22 protein-coding genes, 1 other RNA gene and 1 pseudogene are annotated in these 23457 nt (G+C 34.5%); 18 read left to right on the top strand and 6 right to left on the bottom strand.

Going from position 1 to position 23457, the window contains the following annotated elements:
- Positions 1 to 538: 538 nt before the first annotated feature.
- The gene (trpB, locus tag OO775_RS11910; RefSeq protein ID WP_264847402.1) at positions 539 to 1744 is read right to left on the bottom strand and encodes a tryptophan synthase subunit beta; all 1206 of its coding nucleotides are present in this window, start codon (positions 1742 to 1744) and stop codon (positions 539 to 541) included.
- A 292-nt stretch (positions 1745 to 2036) separates the two neighbouring features.
- Positions 2037 to 4685 carry a WD40/YVTN/BNR-like repeat-containing protein gene (locus tag OO775_RS11905; RefSeq protein WP_264847401.1) on the bottom strand — a complete coding sequence of 883 codons (2649 nt, stop codon included), beginning with the start codon at positions 4683 to 4685 and terminating at the stop codon, positions 2037 to 2039.
- Positions 4686 to 5037: 352 nt separating this feature from the next.
- Here OO775_RS11905 and OO775_RS11900 point away from each other — a divergent pair, with 352 nt between their 5' ends.
- Together OO775_RS11900 and OO775_RS11895 are read left to right on the top strand one after the other, a co-directional pair.
- Positions 5038 to 7620, top strand: coding sequence for a beta-mannosidase (locus OO775_RS11900; RefSeq protein WP_264847400.1), 2583 nt, complete (start codon positions 5038 to 5040; stop codon positions 7618 to 7620).
- 135 nt (positions 7621 to 7755) lie between these two features.
- Positions 7756 to 7881: a hypothetical protein gene (locus OO775_RS11895; RefSeq protein ID WP_264847399.1), complete on the top strand. Its 126-nt coding sequence runs from the start codon at positions 7756 to 7758 to the stop codon at positions 7879 to 7881.
- On the opposite strand, the gene OO775_RS11890 is transcribed toward OO775_RS11895, so the two are convergent.
- The gene (locus OO775_RS11890; protein WP_264847398.1) at positions 7865 to 8086 is read right to left on the bottom strand and encodes a hypothetical protein; all 222 of its coding nucleotides are present in this window, start codon (positions 8084 to 8086) and stop codon (positions 7865 to 7867) included. The two genes, OO775_RS11895 and OO775_RS11890, sit on opposite strands and share 17 nt — an antisense overlap.
- A gap of 361 nt (positions 8087 to 8447) precedes the next feature.
- Between OO775_RS11890 and OO775_RS11885 the strand changes: the two genes are divergently transcribed.
- The gene (locus OO775_RS11885; protein WP_264847397.1) at positions 8448 to 8570 is read left to right on the top strand and encodes a hypothetical protein; all 123 of its coding nucleotides are present in this window, start codon (positions 8448 to 8450) and stop codon (positions 8568 to 8570) included.
- 148 nt (positions 8571 to 8718) lie between these two features.
- Here OO775_RS11885 and OO775_RS11880 read toward each other — a convergent pair whose 3' ends face one another.
- Complete coding sequence (locus tag OO775_RS11880) at positions 8719 to 8874, bottom strand: hypothetical protein (RefSeq protein ID WP_264847396.1); 156 nt, start codon at positions 8872 to 8874, stop codon at positions 8719 to 8721.
- A gap of 40 nt (positions 8875 to 8914) precedes the next feature.
- Here OO775_RS11880 and OO775_RS11875 point away from each other — a divergent pair, with 40 nt between their 5' ends.
- The 12 genes from OO775_RS11875 (at position 8915) to dprA (ending at position 20099) form a co-directional block, all read left to right on the top strand.
- On the top strand, positions 8915 to 10693 hold the full coding sequence (locus OO775_RS11875; RefSeq protein WP_264847395.1) for a leucine-rich repeat domain-containing protein: 1779 nt from the start codon (positions 8915 to 8917) through the stop codon (positions 10691 to 10693).
- 54 nt (positions 10694 to 10747) lie between these two features.
- On the top strand, positions 10748 to 10915 hold the full coding sequence (locus tag OO775_RS11870) for a hypothetical protein (RefSeq protein ID WP_264847394.1): 168 nt from the start codon (positions 10748 to 10750) through the stop codon (positions 10913 to 10915).
- 64 nt (positions 10916 to 10979) lie between these two features.
- A complete protein-coding gene (locus tag OO775_RS11865; RefSeq protein WP_264847393.1) occupies positions 10980 to 11204 on the top strand; it encodes a hypothetical protein in 225 nt (74 codons plus the stop codon).
- Positions 11201 to 11338: a hypothetical protein gene (locus tag OO775_RS11860; protein WP_264847391.1), complete on the top strand. Its 138-nt coding sequence runs from the start codon at positions 11201 to 11203 to the stop codon at positions 11336 to 11338. Before OO775_RS11865 ends, OO775_RS11860 begins: the two co-directional genes overlap by 4 nt.
- 1 nt (position 11339) lies before the next feature.
- Positions 11340 to 12026 (top strand): hypothetical protein, encoded by a 687-nt coding sequence (locus OO775_RS11855; protein ID WP_264847390.1) that lies wholly within the window; start codon positions 11340 to 11342, stop codon positions 12024 to 12026.
- Between the two features lie 174 nt (positions 12027 to 12200).
- On the top strand, positions 12201 to 13556 hold the full coding sequence (gene mgtE, locus OO775_RS11850; protein WP_264847403.1) for a magnesium transporter: 1356 nt from the start codon (positions 12201 to 12203) through the stop codon (positions 13554 to 13556).
- Between the two features lie 64 nt (positions 13557 to 13620).
- Positions 13621 to 14517, top strand: a complete 897-nt coding sequence (locus OO775_RS11845; RefSeq protein WP_264847389.1) for a formylglycine-generating enzyme family protein — start codon at positions 13621 to 13623, stop codon at positions 14515 to 14517.
- A 27-nt stretch (positions 14518 to 14544) separates the two neighbouring features.
- Positions 14545 to 14979 carry a ribose 5-phosphate isomerase B gene (gene rpiB, locus OO775_RS11840; RefSeq protein ID WP_264847388.1) on the top strand — a complete coding sequence of 145 codons (435 nt, stop codon included), beginning with the start codon at positions 14545 to 14547 and terminating at the stop codon, positions 14977 to 14979.
- A gap of 81 nt (positions 14980 to 15060) precedes the next feature.
- Positions 15061 to 15450, top strand: a complete 390-nt coding sequence (locus OO775_RS11835) for a VOC family protein (protein WP_264847387.1) — start codon at positions 15061 to 15063, stop codon at positions 15448 to 15450.
- 152 nt (positions 15451 to 15602) lie between these two features.
- Positions 15603 to 16316 (top strand): energy transducer TonB, encoded by a 714-nt coding sequence (locus OO775_RS11830; RefSeq protein ID WP_264847386.1) that lies wholly within the window; start codon positions 15603 to 15605, stop codon positions 16314 to 16316.
- A 287-nt stretch (positions 16317 to 16603) separates the two neighbouring features.
- A complete protein-coding gene (locus tag OO775_RS11825; RefSeq protein WP_264847385.1) occupies positions 16604 to 18886 on the top strand; it encodes an NADP-dependent malic enzyme in 2283 nt (760 codons plus the stop codon).
- Between the two features lie 100 nt (positions 18887 to 18986).
- A complete protein-coding gene (gene dprA, locus OO775_RS11820) occupies positions 18987 to 20099 on the top strand; it encodes a DNA-processing protein DprA (RefSeq protein WP_264847383.1) in 1113 nt (370 codons plus the stop codon).
- Between the two features lie 6 nt (positions 20100 to 20105).
- Here the strand turns inward: dprA and porT are convergent, their stop codons facing one another.
- Both porT and ubiE read right to left on the bottom strand, forming a co-directional pair.
- The gene (gene porT, locus OO775_RS11815) at positions 20106 to 20810 is read right to left on the bottom strand and encodes a type IX secretion/gliding motility protein PorT/SprT (RefSeq protein WP_264847382.1); all 705 of its coding nucleotides are present in this window, start codon (positions 20808 to 20810) and stop codon (positions 20106 to 20108) included.
- A 6-nt stretch (positions 20811 to 20816) separates the two neighbouring features.
- Positions 20817 to 21545, bottom strand: coding sequence for a bifunctional demethylmenaquinone methyltransferase/2-methoxy-6-polyprenyl-1,4-benzoquinol methylase UbiE (ubiE, locus tag OO775_RS11810; RefSeq protein ID WP_264847381.1), 729 nt, complete (start codon positions 21543 to 21545; stop codon positions 20817 to 20819).
- Positions 21546 to 21671: 126 nt separating this feature from the next.
- Between ubiE and ssrA the strand changes: the two genes are divergently transcribed.
- The 3 genes and pseudogenes from ssrA to OO775_RS11795 form a co-directional block, all read left to right on the top strand.
- Positions 21672 to 22073: a transfer-messenger RNA gene (ssrA, locus tag OO775_RS11805) on the top strand.
- A 126-nt stretch (positions 22074 to 22199) separates the two neighbouring features.
- Entirely contained in the window at positions 22200 to 22496 is a 297-nt protein-coding gene (locus OO775_RS11800) for a DUF6881 domain-containing protein (RefSeq protein WP_264847379.1), read from the top strand.
- Between the two features lie 405 nt (positions 22497 to 22901).
- Positions 22902 to 23457, top strand: a pseudogene (locus OO775_RS11795) (hypothetical protein); the annotation flags it as partial.

The raw sequence follows: 23457 nt of genomic DNA, 5'->3' as shown, positions 1-23457 counted from the left end.
TGTACATTTCATTTTACCTAAAAAATCGGGCTTTTTTTGTGTAATTCCTTTATTTTAAAGGCTTTTTCGGGCTTTTTTGTTTTATCTGTTTTTGTACATTTCATTTTACTGCCCATATGTTTTTGATTTTCAATATTTTCGTTGAAAACAAAAACAAAAGAATTTACCAGAAAAGTTGCTTGCTGATACCCAAACTTTCTTGTAGTAGTTTTTGCATGTAAAGGTTGCATAATATAGCAAAAACTTAAAACAAAAACAATTGAAAGTAAAAATTTAAGAATTTGTATCTTTCTTTTTTTATCAGGCTTGTACTGCTTGTAACTTAACGAACTTATTTTATCCATTGTTTTGGTGTTTTATGGTTATTCCAAAGATAAAAAGTGAATTTAATAAATAAACAATATTCTATTACCGAATATTTGCGTATCAAATTCTATCGCAAAGTTACTACATTTTACGAGTCAATAATTTATCAATTCTTTTTATTTATTTATCAATTCTTTTTTTGCAATAAAAAGAATGATTATCAAAAAAGAGATTACATATTTCTTTCTACATCCTTGTCTCCACGACCAGAAAGATTGATAATAACTAATTGATTTTTATTTTTCATAAGTTTCAATGCCAAAGCTACAGCATGTGATGACTCTATGGCAGGTGTAATTCCTTCCAAACGAGACAAAAGTTGATAGGCTTCAATCGCTTGGTTGTCTGTAACAGAAAAATAAGTTGCTCGATTTGTATCTTTCAAATATGCGTGTTGTGGACTTATGCCAGGGTAATCTAATCCTGCGGCAATAGACTTTGAAGCAATCGGATTATTGTCATCATCAGTTAAGCAATACGAATATGTTCCTTGAAAAATAATAGGTTTTCCATAGTTTAATGTCGCTGCTGTATTGTTTTTAATATCTTTTCCACCTCCTTCTGCACCATATATTTTTACCTCTTTGTCATCTAAAAAAGCACAAAATAAACCAATTGCATTAGAACCTCCACCAACACAAGCAATAATACTATCGGGCAATTTTCCTTCTTTTTGTAAGATTTGTTGTCTTGCTTCATTACCAATTATACTTTGGAAATAACCAACCATTTTCGGATATGGATGAGGACCTACTTGTGACCCCAATAGATAATAACTTTCAGGATTTTCAATATAATACCCAAGGGCGGTGTCTACTGCATCTTTAAGTGTCTGATTTCCTGATGTACAAGCAATTACTTCAGCGCCCAACAACTGCATTCTACGGACATTCAAGGCTTGGCGTTCCATATCGACCGCTCCCATAAAAATTTTGCAAGGCAATCCTAAAAAAGCACACGCTGTTGCTGTTGCTACTCCGTGTTGTCCTGCACCTGTTTCAGCGATAATTTCCTTTACACCCATTTTTTTGGCTAATAGAATTTGTCCTATGGCATTGTTAATTTTGTGAGAGCCTGTGTGGTTCAAATCTTCACGTTTTAAATAAATTTTAGAACCGATATAGTTACTCAGATTTTTAGCCAAATAGAGAGACGAGGGTCTTCCTACAAAGTCTTTCAAAATTTGAACATATTCTGTTTTAAAGGCTTCTGTTTTGGTGATTTCATCAAAAAAATCACTCAATTTTTGTAATTGTGCTGCTAAAACATCAGGTACAAAAGCACCTCCGAATTTGCCGTAATTTCCGTTGTAATTAAGCATTTTTTGCAAAGGAGCTACCTCAATAGCCGTTTCGGTGTTGAATGTTACATTTTTCATTTTATCGTTTTTTATTTGTTTATATATTATTGTAATAAAAAAAGTCATCAGGAAGTTCCTAATGACTTTTATTCATATATGTTTTCAATTTATTATACAAATACAAAATCTTGTTACCTCCTCTGTTTGAGATTGTAACAATTCCACCAACGGATATTTGTAATTATATGATTCATTTCTATTATCTAATTTTGTGCAAATGTACAAACTATTTTTAAAATAAAAAAATAAAAAAGATTTTTTTCATAATTTTGTAAGAGAAAATGGCACTTGATGGTTCAAGAACTAACAGCTATTTTATCTGTAAAATTCGTTCTTCTTCGACTAAATCACCTTCGAATAAAACTTGATATGTTCCTTTGGGCAAGTAGAAATTACCATCAGTTGCTTTTTTAAATATAGCTTTCTGTTTTTTCTTTTCGTAGGCAACACGTCCTTCTTCGGAAAGAGTCAGATTGTATGGCAGAAAATTAAAACCTTGTTGTGTTGTATAAGTAAAGGTATTTAATACGACACCTTCTTTACTGATTTTGACAACAATTTTGTTAGTAGCCTTTGAAGCAAAAGCATCAAAATAAAAAGTAGGTATTTCGGGTTGTTCCCAAGCACTGGCAGTATTTCCCCATTTGCTAGAATGTGTAATGCTATACGTTTCTTGTAACGGATAAAAAACTTGGTCTTGTACAGCAGCTCGCATTTCTTTCAAAGGGCGTATATCTGTTTGGAAAATACCTCTTCCTTTTGTTCCAATATACATTATATTAGTTTTTGGATTGATAACTATCTGATTGACAGAAACACGAGGTAAGTTTTTCTGAAAGATATGCCATTTTTCTCCTCGGTCAAACGATACATACAAACCACTTTCTGTTCCTAAATATAAAAGTTGTTCGTTTGTATTGTCTTCAATAAGAACATTTGCATTTTCTTCGGGTAGGTTTGCTTTGATATTATCCCATGTTTTTCCCGAATTTTCACTCTTGAAAACTAAAGCTTTACCTTGTTGGCTTCTAAGAACCGCATAGATTCTATTTTTCTGATGTTGCGAAGCTGTCAGACATACAACAGCATTCGGTTCAGGAAACGAACTATATACCATTTGCCAAGAAACGCCTCCGTTTTGGCTTGTATAAATCATTCCGTCATCACTCCCTGTGTAAAGTAATCCGAACTGAAATGGAGATTCGGCAATAGCAGAAATTGTTCCATAAGCTTGATTGCCTCCTTTGTCTCCGTTAGTAAGGTCAGACGAAATGGTATTCCATTGTTTGCCTTCGTTGAGCGATTGGTGCAAATAATTGCTTCCTGTGTAAATAATTGCATTATTTTGTGGAGAAATAATTAACGGCGTATGCTGGCTAAAACGCAATTTCCCCTTATCATATGCCGGCATTGAAGTAGATTCATTGGTTTGTAATGAATGAATTTCTCCAAAAGGCTGTGCTATATAGCATTTATCATTCGTATCAACAACAAGTTTTCCGTTATCGGGACTTATTTGTTGCCACAAATGTGAATATTTCCAAATACCCAGATTATCAATACTTGCAAAAAGGGTTTGTTTTTCAGGATTTCCAACCGATAAAGCACACACTTCTATGGTTTGAGGTATGTTTTGAGTAAGCCATGTTTTCCCTTGGTCATATGATTGAGAAATACCTAAATTATTTACATAAACAATTTGCTGTTCATCAACCCAAAGGCGTTTTACTTTGTTATTGAGCGGATTATCTTTAATCAATTTCCACGATTTGCCTCCATCGGTAGAACGCAATAAAGGAATTGCCGAGAGATAGAGTTCGTTTTCACGTTTTGGATGAACAGCCAGCGCACTAACCTCAAATCCTTTATTGTAAAAAACGTTGGTCAAAGGTTGATTATTTTGCTTTTTCCAAGAAGTTCCTCCGTCGGTAGAAAGATATATTTCAGCTCCAACTACCTCCGGTTCAGCGTCTAAATATTTGCCCAATGTCAGCGGTGTTGCCAATTTGGCTCTGATAATTTGTCGAAGATTTTCGGCAGAATATTTTGATTGCAAATTATGACTACATAAATAAGTTTCTATTTGTATATTATCAAGATTGAGAAATTCTTGTGCAGAAAGTTTTTCAATAGAAATATTTTGTGATGAATACCCAACCAATTTGTTACGATTATCAACTAATGCATAAATTCGATTTGAATCGAAAGCTGCAAGAGAAATACGCCCAACATTATTTTTTAAGAAACCACTATTTTGCCCAGTAATATGTTTCCATGTAGCGCCACTATCCGTACTTTTGTAAATGCCTGATTTTTTTCCAAACGGAATAATTGTAAAAGGTGAAGTTTCTATATCCCAGGCTGTTATATAAATAATTTCAGGATTTTTTGAGGTGATAGTAATATCGGTAACTCCTACTTGTCCGAAAATATGTTGCCAATTTTTCCCTTTATCAGTAGTTTTAAAAATGCCTCGTTGTGAATTTTCTCCTTCTCCCAAAGCACTCAAATAAACTTCTGAAGCAGAAGTAGCAACTATTCTTTGTATATTTTTAAGTGTAGCCAATCCTACGAAAGTCCATTTTTCGCCTGTATTTTCGGTATAAAAAATGCCCTGTGAGGTTGCCACCCAAAGGGTTTTACTTGCCCAATCAACAGCGATAGCCGATACATTTTGAGACATTTCATCAGTAAATAAAGGAACAAAACTAGCCCCATTATTATTGCTATACCAAACGCCCGAATGAGCGGTTGCAACGTACATTTCAAACGAATTTTGCGGATTTTTGGCAATATCAGTAATCTGTCCAATACCTTGTGTAAAAGGAATTTCTGCAAAAGGAACACTTTTTACCCACGATTTCTGTATATTGTTCTGACGTATTATCTCTTGTGAAGATTGTCCATAAAGCATTGTACTCATTAGAATAGACAGAAAAATAATTACTTGTCGTACCATACTACTTTCTTTTTTATTCATTGGGCAAAGGTACTAAAAAAGAACTAAATAACAAGAAATGGAAAGGTAAGAGAATATTAAAATATCTAAATAGATTTTATCTAAGTAACATTTTATGGTTTAACATTCAATTCTATGATGTGACAAAAGACGCAATGTAAAACAACTATTCCATACAAAAAAACAAGATTATTATAGTTCTGTTTTTATAAGATTTCCTCTCTACAATATAGGAAAACAAGGTTTTATATTTTGTCATAAAATCCTTTTTGTATATCTTTGCATCTTGGCGAACAATTACGATGTTTAGCTATTGTACTACAATTGAATCTATTTATAAGATATATGCTCAATGAACGATATAAAAATACTTTTCAGCAACCTTTTATTATTACTTTTTATGTTTTCTCACACACACGGATGGGTACAAAACAACTTTTCTAAGACCCTTTCGCTCAATGATAATTGGCTTTTTAGACAAGCAGATAAAGACCAGTGGTATAAAGCCCAAGTGCCTTGTTCAGTACAAAATACCCTTATCGAAAAGCAACACTTGCCTGACCCCTATTATGGTACAAATGAAAAAGACCTTCAATGGGTTGAAAACTTCGATTGGGAGTTCAAGAAAGTATTTACGCTTTCAGCTCAAGAAATAGCCTTCCATAGTGCGGTACTTCACTTTAAAGGAATAGATACTTTTGCCGATATATACCTCAACGGAGTGAAAATACAAGAGACTGAGAATATGTTTTTGGCATATCAAATACCTGTAAAAGAACTCCTTCGAAAAGGCGAAAATACCCTTTTGATTCGCTTCTATGCTCCTGTAAATAAGCTAAAACCCCAACGAGAAGCAAGCGGATTTGAGTATCCTGCAATGAACGATCACCGAGAGGAAAAAGTCAGTGTATATGCTCGAAAAGCTCCTTATCATTTTGGTTGGGATTGGGGAATGCGAATTGTCCAAATGGGTATATGGAGACCCGTTGAGCTACTTTTTTTCAATAAGGCGTATGTTGATGATTATTTCGTGGCGCAAAATCATATCACAGCTCAAAAAGCAAGTGTAGAAAATCAGATTGAAATCATGGCTTTGCAACCGATAAATGCTACTATTGAGGTTCGTTGTACGATTGATAAACAGGTGTTTTCTCACCACCAAAAAGTTCTTTTGAACAAAGGGAAAAACACACTTACTATCCCGATGCTTATTGAAAATCCTAAACTTTGGATGCCTATGGGGTGGGGTAAACAGCACCGTTATGATTTTTCGGTGAAAGTCTTAGAAGGCAAACATCTTATTTGTAAAAAACATCAGAAAATAGGACTCAGAAGCATTCGCCTTCTGCAAGAAAAAGACCTTCGTGGCGAATCTTTTACCTTTGAGGTCAATGATAAACCTCTTTTTGCCAAAGGAGCGAATTATATCCCTGGCGAAATACTCACAACTAGGCAAGATAGTCTCTATTATGAAAGACTTTTTGAAAATATTCTCGCTGCGAATATGAATATGATACGTGTGTGGGGTGGAGGTATTTACGAAAATGATTATTTTTATGAACTTGCCGACAAGTATGGGATTTTGGTTTGGCAAGATTTTATGTTTGCCTGTACACCTTATCCTTACGATGCTCATTTCTTGCAAAACATAGAACAAGAAGCAATTTATAACATAAAACGCTTACGTAATTATGCCTGTATTGCCCTTTGGTGTGGAAATAATGAAGTGGAAGAAAGCATCAACTATTGGGGTTTTGAGCGTATCGTACCAAAAGAAGCCTACGAAGGTTTTAAGGTAGGTTATAAGAAGATTTTCCGTGAACTACTTCCTTCTTTACTACAAAAAACAGACCCTACCAAGAGCTACATTCATAGTTCGCCTTATATAGCCAATTGGGGCAGGCCACAATCGCTTGCCTTTGGTGATGCACATTATTGGGGAGTATGGTATGGTCGAGAGCCATTTGAGATACTTGATAAGCGTGTACCTCGATTTATGAGTGAGTTTGGTTTTCAGGCTTTCCCTGAGATGAAGACAATCCGAACTTTTGCCACAGAACAAGATTTTGACATCGAATCTGAAGTGATGAAAGTCCATCAGAAAAGCAGTACGGGCAACGATGCTATTAAGGAATATATGGATATGTATTATCGTCAGGTAGAGAATTTTGAAGACTTTGTGTATGTGGGACTTGTGATGCAGGGCGAAGGAATGAAGAAAGGAATGCTTGCTCATCGGCGCAATCGACCCTTTTGTATGGGATCACTTTATTGGCAACTCAATGATAGCTGGCCTGTCGTTTCGTGGGCTGGAATAGATTATTACAACAACTGGAAAGCGCTTCATTACAAGGCAAGAGAAGCTTTTGCACCCATTGCGGTAGATATGTATCAGAATCAACAAAACCAAAATACTGAGTTTTATGTCTTTTCTGATGAATTACAAGATAGAACTAATGTATTTTTGAACATACAATTGATAAGTTTCACAGGGAAAGTTCTCAAAGAATTGAATGAAGTTGTCAATCTGCAAGCCAATACCACACAATTGCTCAAATCAATACCAATGTATATGTTGGTCAATATAGAGTTACAGAAAAATCACTTTGTAAAGGTAAAGCTAATTGACCAAAATCATCAGGTTATTGCCCAAGACCATTTCTTTTTTCTTTCGCCTAAAAATATGAATTTGCCTCAGACGCAAATAGAAAGCTCCATTGCATATACACAAGGAAAATGTATCCTTACACTTCGCTCTTCACACTTAGCCAAGAATGTATTTATAGAAATACCACTCTTAGGAGCAAAATTCTCCGATAACTTTTTCGACCTATTGCCCAACGAAGAGAAGGTCATTGAGATTATACACCCACAGATAAGCAATGAGAATCAAGTTCCATTGAAAATAAAACATTTACGCGACACGTACCAATAGTCAATATATTGATGACAAAAATATTTACAAAGATTATTTGTAAATTTTAACAAATATCGCTTATAATTCTTAAAAATAAATACTACATTCGCAACGTTATTATAAATAAAAACTACCAACTAACTCAAAAAAGTAATGAAAAACTTGTGTAATACACAGAAAATCAGTATTTTTGTAAGTGCCAAGGCACAACACAACACAACACAACACAACACAACACAACACAACACAACACAAATTTTGCTTAAACAACAATACTAATTTTGATAATATATTTAAAGTATAACTCTGTTTGGTTTTGAAAATCTTCGAACCAAGCAGAGTTTTTTTGTTTGAACGTAATGTCAGGTGAACACGTAGGGGTGTATTGCATACGCCCAAAGGAATATAAAAACATTGTGAGGAGGATGTTAGAATGTGTCAGGCTGAGCGAAGTCGAAGCCTTGCGTTTTTGGGCTTCGTTCACATACTCTGCTTTCGCAGACTTTGCTCAGCCTGATAGGACGTCAACCTTGAATAATATGAGGGCGAAAAATTTTTCGCCCCTACGACGTTGAACATTAAACATTAAACCTTGAATTTAAAAAGAAGGGATTCGTCAGTTCGAGTTCATTTTATCGGAGTGAAACGGAGATAAAATTAGTATCGAGAACAAGAAAGTAAAGCACTTCTCGATACGATTTGCTCCACTTCGTTACGCAAATCACTCGAAGTGACGGGGCAGAGAGATAAGAAGCGCGTAGGGGCGAATGCGGTTGGTTTTGAGCAAAAATATCGCGAATTGAAGCAGTTTTTTAGCTCAAAAAGGAAACGAAATAACTCAACCAATGAAAATCAGTCGAAAACTGACCAATAACATCACTCGACTTACCTCTGAGGTATCTCGACTGATGAAAAAGGTAACTCGACTTGTTAAAAAGGTAACCCAACTTGTTAAAAAGGTATCTTGACTTACCTTTGAGGTATCTCGACTGGTGAAAAAGGTAACTCAACTTGTTAAAAAGGTATCTTGACTTACCTTTGAGGTATCTCGACTGATGAAAAAGGTAACTCAACTTGTTAAAAAGGTATCTCGACTGGTGAAAAAAGTAACTCGACTTATAAGGAGGAATATTGAATATTAGGGGCGTATTGCATACGCCCAAAAGGAAGGTTGAGGCGAGTAGATGCCCCCAAACAAAGTAAATTGGCGGAGCAATTGCATACGCCCAAAGGAACGTAAAACATCGCAAGGGCTTGAACATCAATAAACATTAAACTTTTAATTATTGAATCTTTTAATTTTTATATAACAATGAAGAAAATAGTAATGTATGTAATGGCACTGGTTTTGGCAGTGGCAGTAGGCGGTTGTACCAAAGAAGGTCCCGCAGGGAAAGACGGTATCAATGGAGTAGATGGCAAGGATGGAAAAGATGGACGTGATGGCGTCGATGGAAAAGATGGTAAGGACGGGAAAAATGGAAATGTCATTATCACGGGTAATGGAGTGCCTGACAGAGGTTTGGGAAACATTGGCGATTATTATTTTGACCGCTTAACAACCAATCTTTATGGAGCAAAAACTGCTAACGGTTGGGGTACGCCTATTTCGTTAAAAGGATTACAAGGAGAAAAAGGTGATACTGGCGAGAAAGGGGATAAAGGGATATATGAAGGAATTTCTGTTCACGCAGGGAGGGGTGTACCCGATAATTCAATAGGAAAGGAAGGGGATTTTTATATAGATATGGATAACCACAGAACTTACGGACCTAAAAAAAGTACAGGTTGGGATACTTCTATAAATACTGGTAATTCTAATGTGTACAAGACAAAGGAAAGAATTGTAATGCAAGCTAATACTATTTTTGATAAGCACACTTATTTTAAAGATAGAAATTTTACAATTCACCAAACCACAGAAAGTCAAAATATTATTTCAGTAACACCTTATATTTTAGATAATAAATTCATATTCAAAAGTTTAGCAGTAGGAGAAACAACTTTTTCTATTGAATTGTCATATCCTAATAATACAACAAACACAATGCTTGAAGAATATGAAGTAAAGGTAATTGAAAACACAGGGGATTATTTACTTTCAGATAATTGTGAAAAATTAGCAAAATGGGAAAATGCTAAAATTACCACAATAGATATGCCTAATGATAAGATTCTTAAAGATATAAAACATATAGGTTCTAATGCTTTTTCGGAAGAAAGCCGACTGACACTAACTTCGATTATTTTACCACAACAATTAAAAACTATTGAACCCTCTGCTTTTTCAAGATGTAAACACGTGGAGCAAATTGATATTCCTAATACTGTAACAAAAATAGGGTACAATGCGTTTGAATATTGTACTTCTTTGAAAACAATAAATATTCCTTATGGAATAACCGAAATGGATTCTGGTATGTTTAATTATTGTACAGCTTTAACTTCTGTTTCAATTCCTAATAGTATTAAAACTGTCGCTGGGTTTAATAATTGCACAGCTTTAACTTCTATTACAATCCCTAATAGTGTAACAAAAATAGGTAATTCAGCTTTTTATGATTGTAGTTCGTTAGCTTCTATTGAAATTCCAAATAGTGTGAAAAATATAGGTTACTATGCATTTAATAATTGCACAGCTTTAACTTCTATTACAATCCCTAATAGTGTAACAAAAATAGAATATTCAGCTTTTTATAATTGTAGTTCGTTAACTTCTGTTACAATTCCTAATAGTTTAGTACATATTGATAAAAGAACTTTTCAAAGATGTAATAATTTAACTGAAATAAATTTACCGAATTCTATCGTTACCATAGATGATGAAGCATTTTCTTATTGCAAATCATTACAAACAATTACATTGCCTAATAGTATAAAAGGTTTAGGAGATGAATTGTTTGAAGATTGTACTTCATTAATATCAATAAAAGTAGAAGCTATAAATCCACCCAAGTTAGCACGGAATAATAATATGTTTAGAGGAGCAAGTGGAAATGTAACTATTTATGTTCCAGTAGGTAGTGTAAGTGCTTACAAAGCTGCTGAGGGTTGGAAAGAGTATGCAAACAATATAAAACCCATACAATAATAAGGCGTAACCCGAAAAGCCAATAGAGTAGGGGTAATTAAAAATAATAAAGTTATGATTTCAAATGTCATTTTAAAAAATGGTAGATACACTATCTACGATGAAAAGTTAAGAGAATTAAAAAGTGGTTCAGAAAATTCATTAGGAGATTTAAAAGGTTTTAGTTTAGACTATGCTCTTTTTAAAAAAAATGGAAGAAAAAATCTTACCATCGCTCAATAAGAAAAATTTCATCGAAACAATAGATACATAGCTTAAAGAAAAAAGTAAAGAGTTTCTGCATTCAATGGAAGTGGAAGGGAATGTTCTTTGGTGGAAAGTAGGAAATAATACAGGAGTTTGGTTACGAATTAGTCAATGGGGAAGTAATTTGTACTTGGCGTTTTGGTCGGCTTATAACAACTCGCAATATCGCGCATATCGTTATACAACAAAAGGAGAAAATAAAGATTTTTTGAGAATCTACACCATCTCTGAAAAATTAGTTTGGAGGATTTTGAAGATGTTTTGAAAGGAAAGAAAACTTTGCAACAAAAAACACAAGAATTTATTACAGAGATTATTCTATTTGTTACTGAAAGAACATTTGATAAGGTAGAAAATGGAAAAACCATAACAGATATTATCAACGAATGTAATAGTTAAAATGAAAACATTAGAAAAACTAATTCAAGAAAATGAGCGTTTGGCTCGTAAAATAGACCAAAATGCTAAGGAAAGAAATGCCTCGCGTGTGATTGATGGAATCATCAACCCAGAGAGGTATCTCAAAGCGAAGTATCGTATTTTATGGATACTCAAAGAGGCAAATTCCATAGATTCTTCGTGGAGTGTTATTGAAAACTACAAGCGTAAAGATTGGTTAGAGACCTATGGTAGAAGTAACCCAACGCTTAAAAGATTGATATACACTTCTTATGCTATTTTAAATGGGAGCGAATGGGCTGATATTCCGTGGAGTAATGAAGCCAAGGGGTATGATTGTTTGCAAGATATTGCTTTTATAAATATCAAAAAAGAACCAGGGGATAGTAGTGCTAATGGAACTGAAATACAAGAGGCTTATTACAAAGATAAGCAACTGCTACAAGAACAAATCAATATGTGTGATGCTGATATTGTTATTTTTGGAAACACTTTGCAATACTTTCATAAAGAGCTATTTGAAGGTTTAGAAACCGCAGAGCGTCAAGATACAGAATATGGCAATGCGTATTATGATACAGGCAAAAAACTTTACATCTGGACGTGGCATCCTGCCATGCGAAGAGCCACAGACAAAGACTATGTAATGGATATAGTCAATATCGTAAAGCAATGGTCAGAGAGATAAAAAACAAAAACTTGGAAGTAATCACTTCCGAGTTTTTGTTTGTAAAGTGTATCTGAATATTCAAAAATCCAAATCCAAAAAGTTTAGATAGATTTAAGGTTTGTTTGTCATTATTTAGTATCTTTGCAGAAATTCTATTTTAAACTTTTTATATTGCCTTACAAAATGAGTAATATACTTCCATTTAAACTTACAGACGAACTAATTGAACATATCGAACATCTTATCCAAGAGCATAAAGATGAAGAACTCAAAACGTATTTACAACAACTTCACTATGCCGATATTGCTGAAATTACGCACGAGTTAAGTTTTGATGATGCTACGTATGTTTTACGTCTTATCTCTCGAGAGAAAGCCTCAGAGGCAATGACTGAGCTTGATGACGATTTGCGAGATTACGTATTGGAAAATCTATCAGACAAAGAAATTGCCCAAGACCTTTTGGAACTTGATACCGATGATGCTGCCGACCTTATCGCTGACTTGTCCGAAGAACGACAAACCGAAATTCTCTCACAGATAGATGACGTAGAACACGCTCGTGATATTGTTGATTTGCTCCGTTATGACGAAGATTCTGCTGGAGGACTTATGGCAAAAGAATTAGTCAAAGTCAATGAAAATTGGAGTGTAGACAATTGTATGAAACAGATGCGCGAACAAGCTCAATATGTTACACGCGTACATTCTATCTATGTGGTTGATGATGATGAAAAACTCAAAGGACGCCTCTCACTCAAAGACCTACTTACCGCGCCCCCCAAATCACACATTAAGGACATTTATATTTCAAAAGTTGATTATGTATATGTTACCGATACTTCTGAAGAAGTAGCCCGTCTTATGTCCAAATATGACTTAGAGGCTATTCCTGTGGTTGATATGACCAAACGATTGGTAGGACGTATAACTATTGATGATATCGTTGATGTTATCAAAGAAGAAGCCGAACGAGACTATCAAATGGCAGCTGGGATTACCCAAGACGTAGAAGCCGATGATAGTATACTAAAACTTACCAAAGCCCGACTTCCTTGGCTTCTGATAGGTATGTTTGGAGGGTTAGGTGCTGCAAGTATCATCAACGGATTCCAGCAAGGAATGCAGAACTATCCTATCTTATTGATATTCATTCCACTAATTCAGGCTACGGCAGGGAATGTAGGAGTACAATCTTCGGCTATTATTGTACAAGGTCTTGCTAATGACTCTATTGATGGTCAACTGTGGAACAGATTATTCAAAGAATTTTTACTTGGGCTTATCAACGGACTTGCAATTGCTTTCATTGTGATGTTAGTCAGTCATTTTATATTTGGTAGTGAATGGTTTGTATCGCTAACTGTTTGTATTGCTTTGGTTACCGTAATTATCAACGCCGCAGTAATTGGTACATTTATTCCTATTTTTTTAGATAAAAGAGGCATAGACCCAGCTGTCGCTACAGGTCCTTTTATAACAACAAGTAATGATGTTTTTGGAATTTTAATTTATTTTATGATTGCTAAAATTGTTCTCGGATTTTAAAAACTTGTTTTTCTTCAAAAAAAAATATACTTTTGCTTCCTGAAAATCATAACCATTAAAAACGATGAAAAAGAATATCACATTGATTGAACGTATACAGAATATAGTTCAACGTCCCGTTTATTTGAAAAATAGCATAGTTGCTACGTTTGCATTTGTATTGACGATACTTATAAGTTGTAGCAAAAATGATAGCTCGCAAGAGAATCCCTCTTCAAATACAAGCACCAATACGAATGCTAATGCACAAAATATTGATTTGGCTTTTGTTGAAGGAGGAACATTTGATATGGGAAGTCCCGCAGGAATAGGCGATGGAGACGAACGACCACAACACAAAGTAACGCTAAATAGTTTCAAAATAAGCAAATATGAGATTACGAACGAACAATTTGCAAAATTTTTGACTAACCAAGGCAATCAAACTGAAGAAGGCTCTAAGTGGTATCAGGGAACGGATTTCAATATACAAGAAAAAACTTACACACCCAAAAAAGGTTATGAAAAAATTCCAGTAAGATTCGTAACTTGGAATGGAGCCAAAGCCTATGCTAAGTGGGTTGGTGGTAGAATTCCGACCGAAGCCGAATGGGAATATGCTGCTCGTGGAGGTAAAAAAAGCAGAGGATATACTTACTCAGGAAGTAATGATATGAATGAAGCTGGGTGGTATACTGAGAACTCAGGAGGAAGACTTCATAACGTAGGTGAGAAAAAACCTAACGAATTGGGAATTTATGATATGAGTGGAAATGTATGGGAATGGACAGCCGATTGGTATGGAGCCTATTCCAAAGAAGCTCAAACTAATCCTACGGGGCCTGCACAGGGCAAAGTTCGTGTTCGACGTGGGGCAAGCGCCTTCTGTACAGCACATAATACGCGCTCAGCCAATCGAAGTACTCCCCCACAGGAAGTTCGCCATAACCTTGGTTTTCGTGTAGTTTTTGATGTAAAATAGTTTAGTTAAAAAGGAAATAAACTTTTTATGAAAATTTCTATTGGAAATGACCACACAGGAGTAGCTTACAAAGAGGCTATCGTCAAGTATCTTACTGAACAAGGATTTGAAGTTATCAATCACGGGACAGATACTCCTCAGAGTGCGGACTATCCTGACTTTGCCCACCGAGTAGGTAATGATATTGACCAAGATAGCGTTGATTTCGGTATTGTTATTTGCGGAAGTGGCAACGGAATTGCGATGTCTGTAAATAAACACTCCAAAGTTAGATGTGCCGTATGCTGGAATAAGGAAATAGCAGAGTTGGCTCGCTTACATAACAATGCGAATGTAATTAGTATTCCTGCTCGCTTTACAGCCTTAGAACAGGCTATTGAAATGGTCAAAGTTTTCTTGAAAACTTCTTTTGAAGGAGGAAGACACCAAAGACGGGTAGATAAAATAAATCAGTTTTGTTAATTTTTCAGTAAAACTCATTGAAACTTTTCTTTTCTCATAAAATAATAACGATTTGATTTACAAATATTAACCTAATCAATTATGAAAATTGAACACGTAGCATTTTGGGTAAATGATTTAGAAAAAATGAAAAACTTTTACCAAACCTATTTCAATGGAACACCCAGCGAAAAGTACCACAATCCCAACAAAAACTTCACTTCATACTTTATAACTTTTGAAAGCGGAGCTCGCTTGGAACTGATGAATAAATTAGAAATAACAGCCAATTTTAATGATTTCAATAATCAAAAAATAGGTATTACGCATTTGGCTTTTTCAGTTGGAAACAAAGAAAATGTTGATAAACTGACCGAAAAACTTCGCAACGATGGTTACAAAATTGTAGGAGAACCCAGAACAACAGGAGATGGCTACTACGAAAGTGTATTTTTAGACTCCGAACAAAATATCATTGAAATCACGGAGTAAAAAACAAAAATTCCTTGCAAAAACATAACATATCTTAATTTTTTTTCTAATAATATTGGCTCTTGGCTCCACTTTGGCATAGTTGTTGTTTTTCTTTTGTTGAAAACCAAATTGTTTCAAAAATTTTTGTTAAACATTAAAACGTGCAAATTATGAATCCAAAGAAAAATCCAAAAGCAGATTTGAGCCGTTATTCAGGACTATTTTTCACAGTCGGATTGGTAGTAGCTACTTCTGTTAGCCTATTTGCTATCAATTACAAAATGTCTTTTGATGAGCCCGCTCGTTACACTTATCAAGAGATTGATAAGATTATCGAATGTGATGTACCTGAAATTGTACATCAACCAAAAATGCCAGAGCCCGAACCGCCCAAAGTGGTTATTGATGTTATTAAACAAATTGATAATGGACAAGATGTGATTACAAATATTCAACCAACGGAATCCCTTGTTGATGAACCCGTATCTGCCACACCTGTTATCCAAGTTATTGAAGATGAGCCCTTAAAAGATATTCCTTTTTTTGCTCTTGAAGATAAACCAATGTTTGAAAATTGTAAAGGACTAAAAGGCAAACAACAAGATGATTGTTTTAAACAAAACTTAGATAGACACGTACAAAAACATTTTAAATATCCGCAAGATGCAGTAAATTTAGGCTTGCAAGGGCGTGTGTATGTAAATTTCCGTATCAATAAAGATGGAAGTATTTCCGTTATATCTACTCGTGGTTCAGACCAAATACTACAAGCTGAGGCTCAAAGGATTATTGAAAAATTGCCTCGAATTATTCCAGGAAAACAACGAGGAGAACCCGTATCCGTTACTTATTCATATCCTATTATGTTTCGATTGACAAACTAATTAAACTATCCGCTTCATAATACGTAAAGAGCAAATTTGATCAAATTTGCTCTTTATATTTTATTTCAAAAAAATATTTTTGAATATTTCTACTATTATTTCTCAACTTCACTCGAAATGATATAAAATTAGCTTTATTTGAAATGACAACATTTCTTTTTAATAAAAAAATGGACAGGTTATAAATAAAATTTCTCAAAATATTCACGACTTTCTTTTAAAAATCTGTATCTTTGTCCCTTAATTTAAATCAAAAATAAATGGTTATTTTATAAATATTGAATAATATGGATGATAAATACAAGAAAAATCAACTTAGGAGAGATGCCTTAAACTATCACAAAGAACCTACTGCGGGCAAAATAGAGGTTATTCCTTCGAAACCTCACAATACACAACGCGATTTGTCGTTAGCCTATTCGCCAGGTGTAGCAGAACCTTGTATGGAGATATATAAAGAACCCTCACGTGTGTATGACTATACTAGCAAAGGAAACTTAGTAGCTGTTATTTCGAACGGAACAGCTGTTTTAGGCTTGGGAGATATAGGTGCAGAAGCCTCTAAACCCGTGATGGAAGGGAAAGGATTACTTTTCAAAATCTTTGCTGATATCAATGTTTTTGATATTGAAATCAATGAAAAAGACCCTGACAAATTTATTGAAATTGTAAAAGGAATAGCACCTACTTTTGGAGGAATTAACTTAGAAGATATAAAAGCTCCTGAAGCCTTTTATATAGAAGAACGATTGAAAAAAGAATTACCTATTCCGCTAATGCATGATGATCAGCATGGTACAGCAATTATTTCAGCGGCAGCTTTGCTCAATGCGTTAGAATTGGCTCAAAAAAAGATAGAAGATATACGAATGGTTATCAATGGTGCAGGAGCTGCGGCTGTATCGTGTGCCAAATTGTATCTTTCATTAGGTCTTAAAAAAGAAAATCTGCTAATGTGTGACTCCAAAGGAGTTATCAATTTGCATAGAGAAGGTTTGACCAAAGAGAAAGAATTTTTTGTTATTGATACAGACAAAAACACACTTGAAGAGGCTATCATTGGTGCAGATGTTTTTGTAGGACTTTCTGCGGCTAATGTACTAACACCTCATATGTTACTACAAATGTCAGAAAAGCCAATTGTTTTCGCTTTAGCAAATCCTAATCCTGAAATTGATTATAATTTGGCTGTAAAAACTCGTAAAGATGTACTAATTGCCACAGGGCGAAGCGATTTCCCTAACCAAGTAAATAACGTATTAGGTTTTCCATATATTTTTCGAGGAGCACTTGACGTTCAAGCTACTGAAATAAACGAAGCAATGAAACTCGGCGCGGTTCACGCTCTTGCTGACCTTTCCAAAGAACCTGTATCAGAAGTTGTTCTGATGGCATACAATTTGAAAAAATTAACTTTTGGCCCCGATTATTTTATTCCTAAACCTTTTGACGAACGTCTTATTGTACGTGTATCTGTGGCTGTTGCCAAAGCTGCTATCGAAAGTGGTGTAGCACAAAAAATCATTACAGATTGGCAAGAATACGAAGAAATACTCATTGAACGAATACGTAAAGATGATAAACTTCTTCGAGCTTTACAGAATAAAGCTCGTTTGAATCCTAAACGAGTAGCTTTGGTCAATGCCGAAGAATATAACGTTCTTAAAGCAGCTCAAATACTTGAACAAGAAGGTATTGCAAAACCATTATTAGTTGGTTGGCGCAAAGATATAGAATACGCCAAAAACAAATATGGAATTGAACTTGAAGCTCCTATTATTGACCCAAGCGAAGATTCTCAATCTGAAAATCGTAAGAAATACATTGATTTTCTTTGGAAAAAAGGAGAACGCAAAGGAATTACCCGCTATCAGGCAGAACGTTTTGTTAAAGAACGTGGGTATTTTGCTCCCCTTATGGTACAAATGGGTGATGCAGATGCACTTGTTATTGGTTTTGCAAAAAGTTTTAAATCAACACTAAAACCTATTCAAGCAGTTATCGAAACGAATGATGGACGAACACTGGCGGGAGTTACAATAGTTCTGATGAACAAAAAATCGCCTATTTTCTTGTGTGATACTTCAATAAATGAACAAACCGATGCCAAAAAAATAGTTGAAATAACCCGAATGGTTGAAGAATGGGTCAAATCACTTGCCATAGAGCCACGTATTGCGATGATTTCTACCGAAAACTTTACCAATAGCACTACTTTTTCTAAAAAAATGGTGGAAGCTGTAAAAATACTTCATAAGGAAAATCCTGAAATGATAGTTGATGGAGAACTCCAACCCGATGTAGCTCTTAATGAAGATATGTTAAAGTATTATCCATTTTCAAAACTTGGGCAAGAACCTGCTAATGTGCTTATCTTCCCAGACCAAGTTTCGGCTAATATCTCCTCTAAAATGATACGTGGTTTGAAAACAGCTCAAATGATAGGGCCTATTCTGGTTGGAACAGAAAAGCCTATTCATATTATGCAAATGAATTCAAGTGTAGAGGAAATCGTTCAACTCGCTACAATGGCTGTGCTTGATGTACAGCGCAGAGAGACAAAAAAGTAAATATGTCACACACCATATTTAGCCAATAGACAGACTTGTTTCTGTACTATTGGCTAAATTATTTAAAAATAATACCTTTGTTGCTGTCAAATTTGATATTATGAACGAACAAGAACTTATTGCCTTACTAACTCTACAAAATACACCTAATATTGGAGGAATTACAGCTAAAAAACTTATTGCACACTTTGGTAGTGCTACCAATATTTTCAAAGAAAAACGCCATTTGATAGAAAAAATAGATGGTATAGGTAAAATAATTATTGCAAATTTGTTTAATCCTATATATCGCCAACAAGCTGAAAAAGAATGGGAATATATTTGTACAAATAAGGTTCATTTTTGTACATATCAGGACAAAGATTATCCGGTTAATCTAGCTCAAGCGATAGATGGACCTATTCTTTTTTTCTATAATGGAAATATCAATCTGAAAAATAAACATATTATCAGTATTGTTGGTACAAGACAAGTAACAACTTACGGGATTGGTTTTTGTGAAAAACTAATAGAAAACCTTGCTCCATTGAAAGAAGATTTGGTAATTGTAAGCGGATATGCCTACGGAGTTGATATTACAGCACACAAAGCAGCCATTGCCAATGGTATTCAGACGATAGCTTGTTTAGCTCACGGATTGGATACAATATACCCTGCCTCACATAAAAAATATTATGAGCAAATGATTGCCAATGGCGGATTTATTTCCGATTTCTGGCACAATAGCTTGTTTGACAGAAAAAATTTTTTGAGCAGAAATCGTATTATTGCTGGACTTGCCGAAGCAATCATCGTTGTTGAATCTGCACAAAAAGGAGGAAGTTTAGTAACTGCTGAAATAGCACTCTCTTATGGACGAGATGTATTTGCCGTACCAGGACGCGTAACCGACACATATAGCATTGGTTGTAACGAACTTATACGTAAAGACAAAGCACGAATACTTACTTCAGCTTCTGATTTACTTTCGGCTATGAATTGGACGAATCTTAATAAAAAAGAACTTTCTATCACACCAAAACTTTTTGAAGAATTAACCCCTGATGAACAACCTATTTTTGAATACTTAAAAATCAATGGAAAACAACAACTTGATGATATTGCCCGAGCTTGTCAGATACCAATACATAAACTCTCCAATCTTCTTTTTCAGATGGAGATGAAAGGTATTGTACGTCCGTTACAAGGGAAATTTTTTACAATATCGAACTAAATTGAATTATTCAAAAGTAAGGTTTAGCATAATTCCACGAGTATAAATTCCGTTGAGGTTTCCTGTCCAGCCACTATTGGGGTCTTTATCGGGAATAAGTTCATTTCTCATAGAAAATAAACCTCGTATTGAAGGTGAAAAGCGAAAATGTGCAGTATAGAAGTCAATTCCAAAGCCTACTTCGTAGAAAAAAGAATGTTGTTTCATTCGGAATTTCATTTCTGAATTGTCCGTACTTATTTTATGATTAGCACTTAGATTGATAGTAGCCGAAGCTCCTGCTGTGATATACGGTTTGAAATTGTACCAACGTTTCGTACTATATTTCAACAACAACGGGAAATAAATATAAGTTGAATTGACTTCACGAACTTGGTCACGGGCATCGGTAAATCCTGCAAAATGTAATTTACGTTGATTGTAAATAAGCCCAGGTTCAAATCGTAAATTCAAATATTTTATAAGTCGAATATCTCCTGTAAGCCCAACATTGAAACCTAAAGACTTTTCTACCTGGACATCAATCTGATGAGGAGAAATAGTCCTTGTATAATCAAAATTTTGATAATCAAACTTAAAATCAATTGTGTTTAAACCAAAGTAATATCCCCATTGTAAGCGATTATCATCAAAGAATTCTAAGTTAATCATAGGTTGTGCCTTGATAACTAGCGAAAATCCAAATCCTATCAAAAAAGCTATTTTTCTCATAATCAATTATTTATCTGCAATATAAATGGTTGCCACTCCAAGTGTTTGTGGCTTGAAATGCACTTTTGAAAATCCTATTTTTGTCAAAATATCAGCAAATCGTTGCCCGAAAGGAAACTTAGAAGCCGACTCTGACAAATACGCATAAGCTGTTTTATCTTTTGCTAATAATTTTCCCATAAAAGGAACTATAAAATGTGTGTATAAGTAATATCCTTGTTTTACTGGAAAATGCTCAGGTACAGAGGTTTCTAAAACAACTAATCGCCCTCCATTGCATAATACACGATAAATTTCATAAAGTCCTTTTTCCAAATTTTCAAAATTGCGCACGCCAAACGACACACTCACCGCATCAAACCAATTATCAGCAAAAGGCAAGGCTTCGCTATCGCCCAAAGTAAGATTTATTCGGTGTGAAAGTCCTTGTTTTTCTATTTTTTTCTTACCAATGTCAAGCATTCCTTGCGAGAGGTCAAGCCCTGTAATATGAGCCAAATCTATTTGTGTAAGCTCAATAGCCAAATCGCCTGTCCCTGTAGCAACGTCAAGAATTTTCAGAGGATTTATTTTGGCTATTTCTTTCCGAACATTTTTTCGCCAATTTATATCTAATCGCATAGTCATTACTCTGTTGAGTTCATCATACGTCGGCGAAATTGTGTCAAACATTCCTGTTACCTGCTCTTTTTTTCTTTGTTTTGAATTTTTGTACGGAATTACTTTCTCCCCCATTTGTGCGTTTTATTCAAGTTGCAAATATAAACATTCCTTTGATAAAAAAGCATTTTTTTATAATTTTTATAGTAAAATGATGATAAGTTCATTTTTATTTTATACTTTTGCCTCAAAATTCATTAAGGGGTCGACTGGTTTTGACAGCGAGTAGAATTGTAAAGTAAGCACGTCGAGCTATGAAATTAACGCTCGTTAATATCTATTTCAAAAATTTAAATGGCGAGAATAACTACGCTCTTGCTGCCTAATCTGAATAATAGTAAGATTTCTGGCTACATCTCTACAAGGTAGGGAGGCGAGATGTCTCTAAGCAGCCCTTGTTGGCGGCGGCTTTTAAAGAGGCACCATAAAAGTCAACATTGAATCGGAGGTTAGCTTCCGCCAAAGATTCTAATTTGAGGAAGCTAAGTGTTTTGTGGGTGGTTTTCGGTCAGCAAAACATCGAAAATCAATCGAAAACTAAGCGTGTAGAAAGCCTTATGATTGCTTGTTTGGACGAGAGTTCGAATCTCTCCGACTCCACATTTACAACAACTATTTGTAAATCAAATAGTTGTTTTTTTGTATTTTGTACAATTATATTTTGAATCAATTTTCAAAAATTGATTGATTCAGGAAAATGTGAAACCATTGAAAAATAACCAATTAAAAATGAGATATACAAAAACCTATTGGAAACACAACCTTGATGACGTTCCGATTTTGTACATTTCGGCGTTTGATGATTTGGGTGAGGTGATGCGTGTGGAAGTATTCCGTGATGGCGAAAAACGCTATGCCGACCGCTCCAATGTACCCGAAGACGGCATTTGGTTGGAATGCAATACACTTAAAGAAGTTCTTGCTTTTACCGACCCCGATCACGAATTTTTTACGGAGGAAATCACCCAAAAAGACTTTGAAAACTATTGGAATGTTCCTGAAAATACGAAGTTTGGTAAGTATTAACAAGGTAAATTCATTAAAAAGAACCCCAAAAGTATCAATTCACACGTCTTAATTTGTAGAAAGTTCTTTTGGAATGGAAATTCACACGTGTGAATTTGTAGAAAGTTCTTTCGGAATGAAAATTCACACGTGTGAATTGACATAGAGAAGTTCAGGGAGGTAATTCACACGTCTTAATTGGTTGAAAATATTTTCGGGTAATTAATTCATCTTAATTAATGAATAAAAAATATCTTTGCGAAATCTATTATAATGCCATAATTGTTTTTTTGATTGAAATTTATTATAATAAAGGCATTTTAATTGACTTAAATTGATATAGATTTTCTAATTCCAAATAGTTAAGTTCATTCGAGGAGATAAAAAAGCAAGTAGAATCATCAAAAAAAAAGAAAAAATAATAAAATGAAACACATTGTAGAATTAAAACAGCTTTTTAACAAAGCTCAAAATGATTATCAAACCTTAAAAACTGATATTGAAAATCAAGTAGTGCGTTGGTTTTGGGCAAGTAATGATATTTTTTCGTTAAATCCGTTTTGGTTTGAGCAAAATCGGTTTTCGAAAGGTAAAATATTAAAGGAAGAGCCTACCAAAAATCGTCAGTATGCCATACAATATGGCGTAAATGCTTCCGAAGAAATCATTGTGGGGCGACAAATGACAAGTTTTGATGAAAAGTTTTATGAAACTTTCTATTTCAGAGAAAAAACACAAATTACGAGTTATCGTTTTGATTATAGTGATGAAAAAGAGCTTGAAAATATCAAGCAATATAGCTATAAAGAAGGAAAAATCGATTCAATATATTCTATTTTTGAAAAAAATGGCTATTGGATAGAGCTTTTTACCTACGAAAACAATAAACTTGTTTGCAAAGAATGGAAAGGAATGGACGAAGATAACAATTCATTTGAGAGAATTATTTGCTATGCTTACGATGAAATCGGGCAATTGAAAA

Origin of the sequence: Capnocytophaga catalasegens, assembly GCF_026005215.1 — a bacterium.
Taxonomy (GTDB): Bacteria; Bacteroidota; Bacteroidia; order Flavobacteriales; family Flavobacteriaceae; genus Capnocytophaga; species Capnocytophaga catalasegens.
Note: the sequence above shows the minus strand (reverse complement) of the source record. Positions and strands in the feature narration are given on the sequence as shown.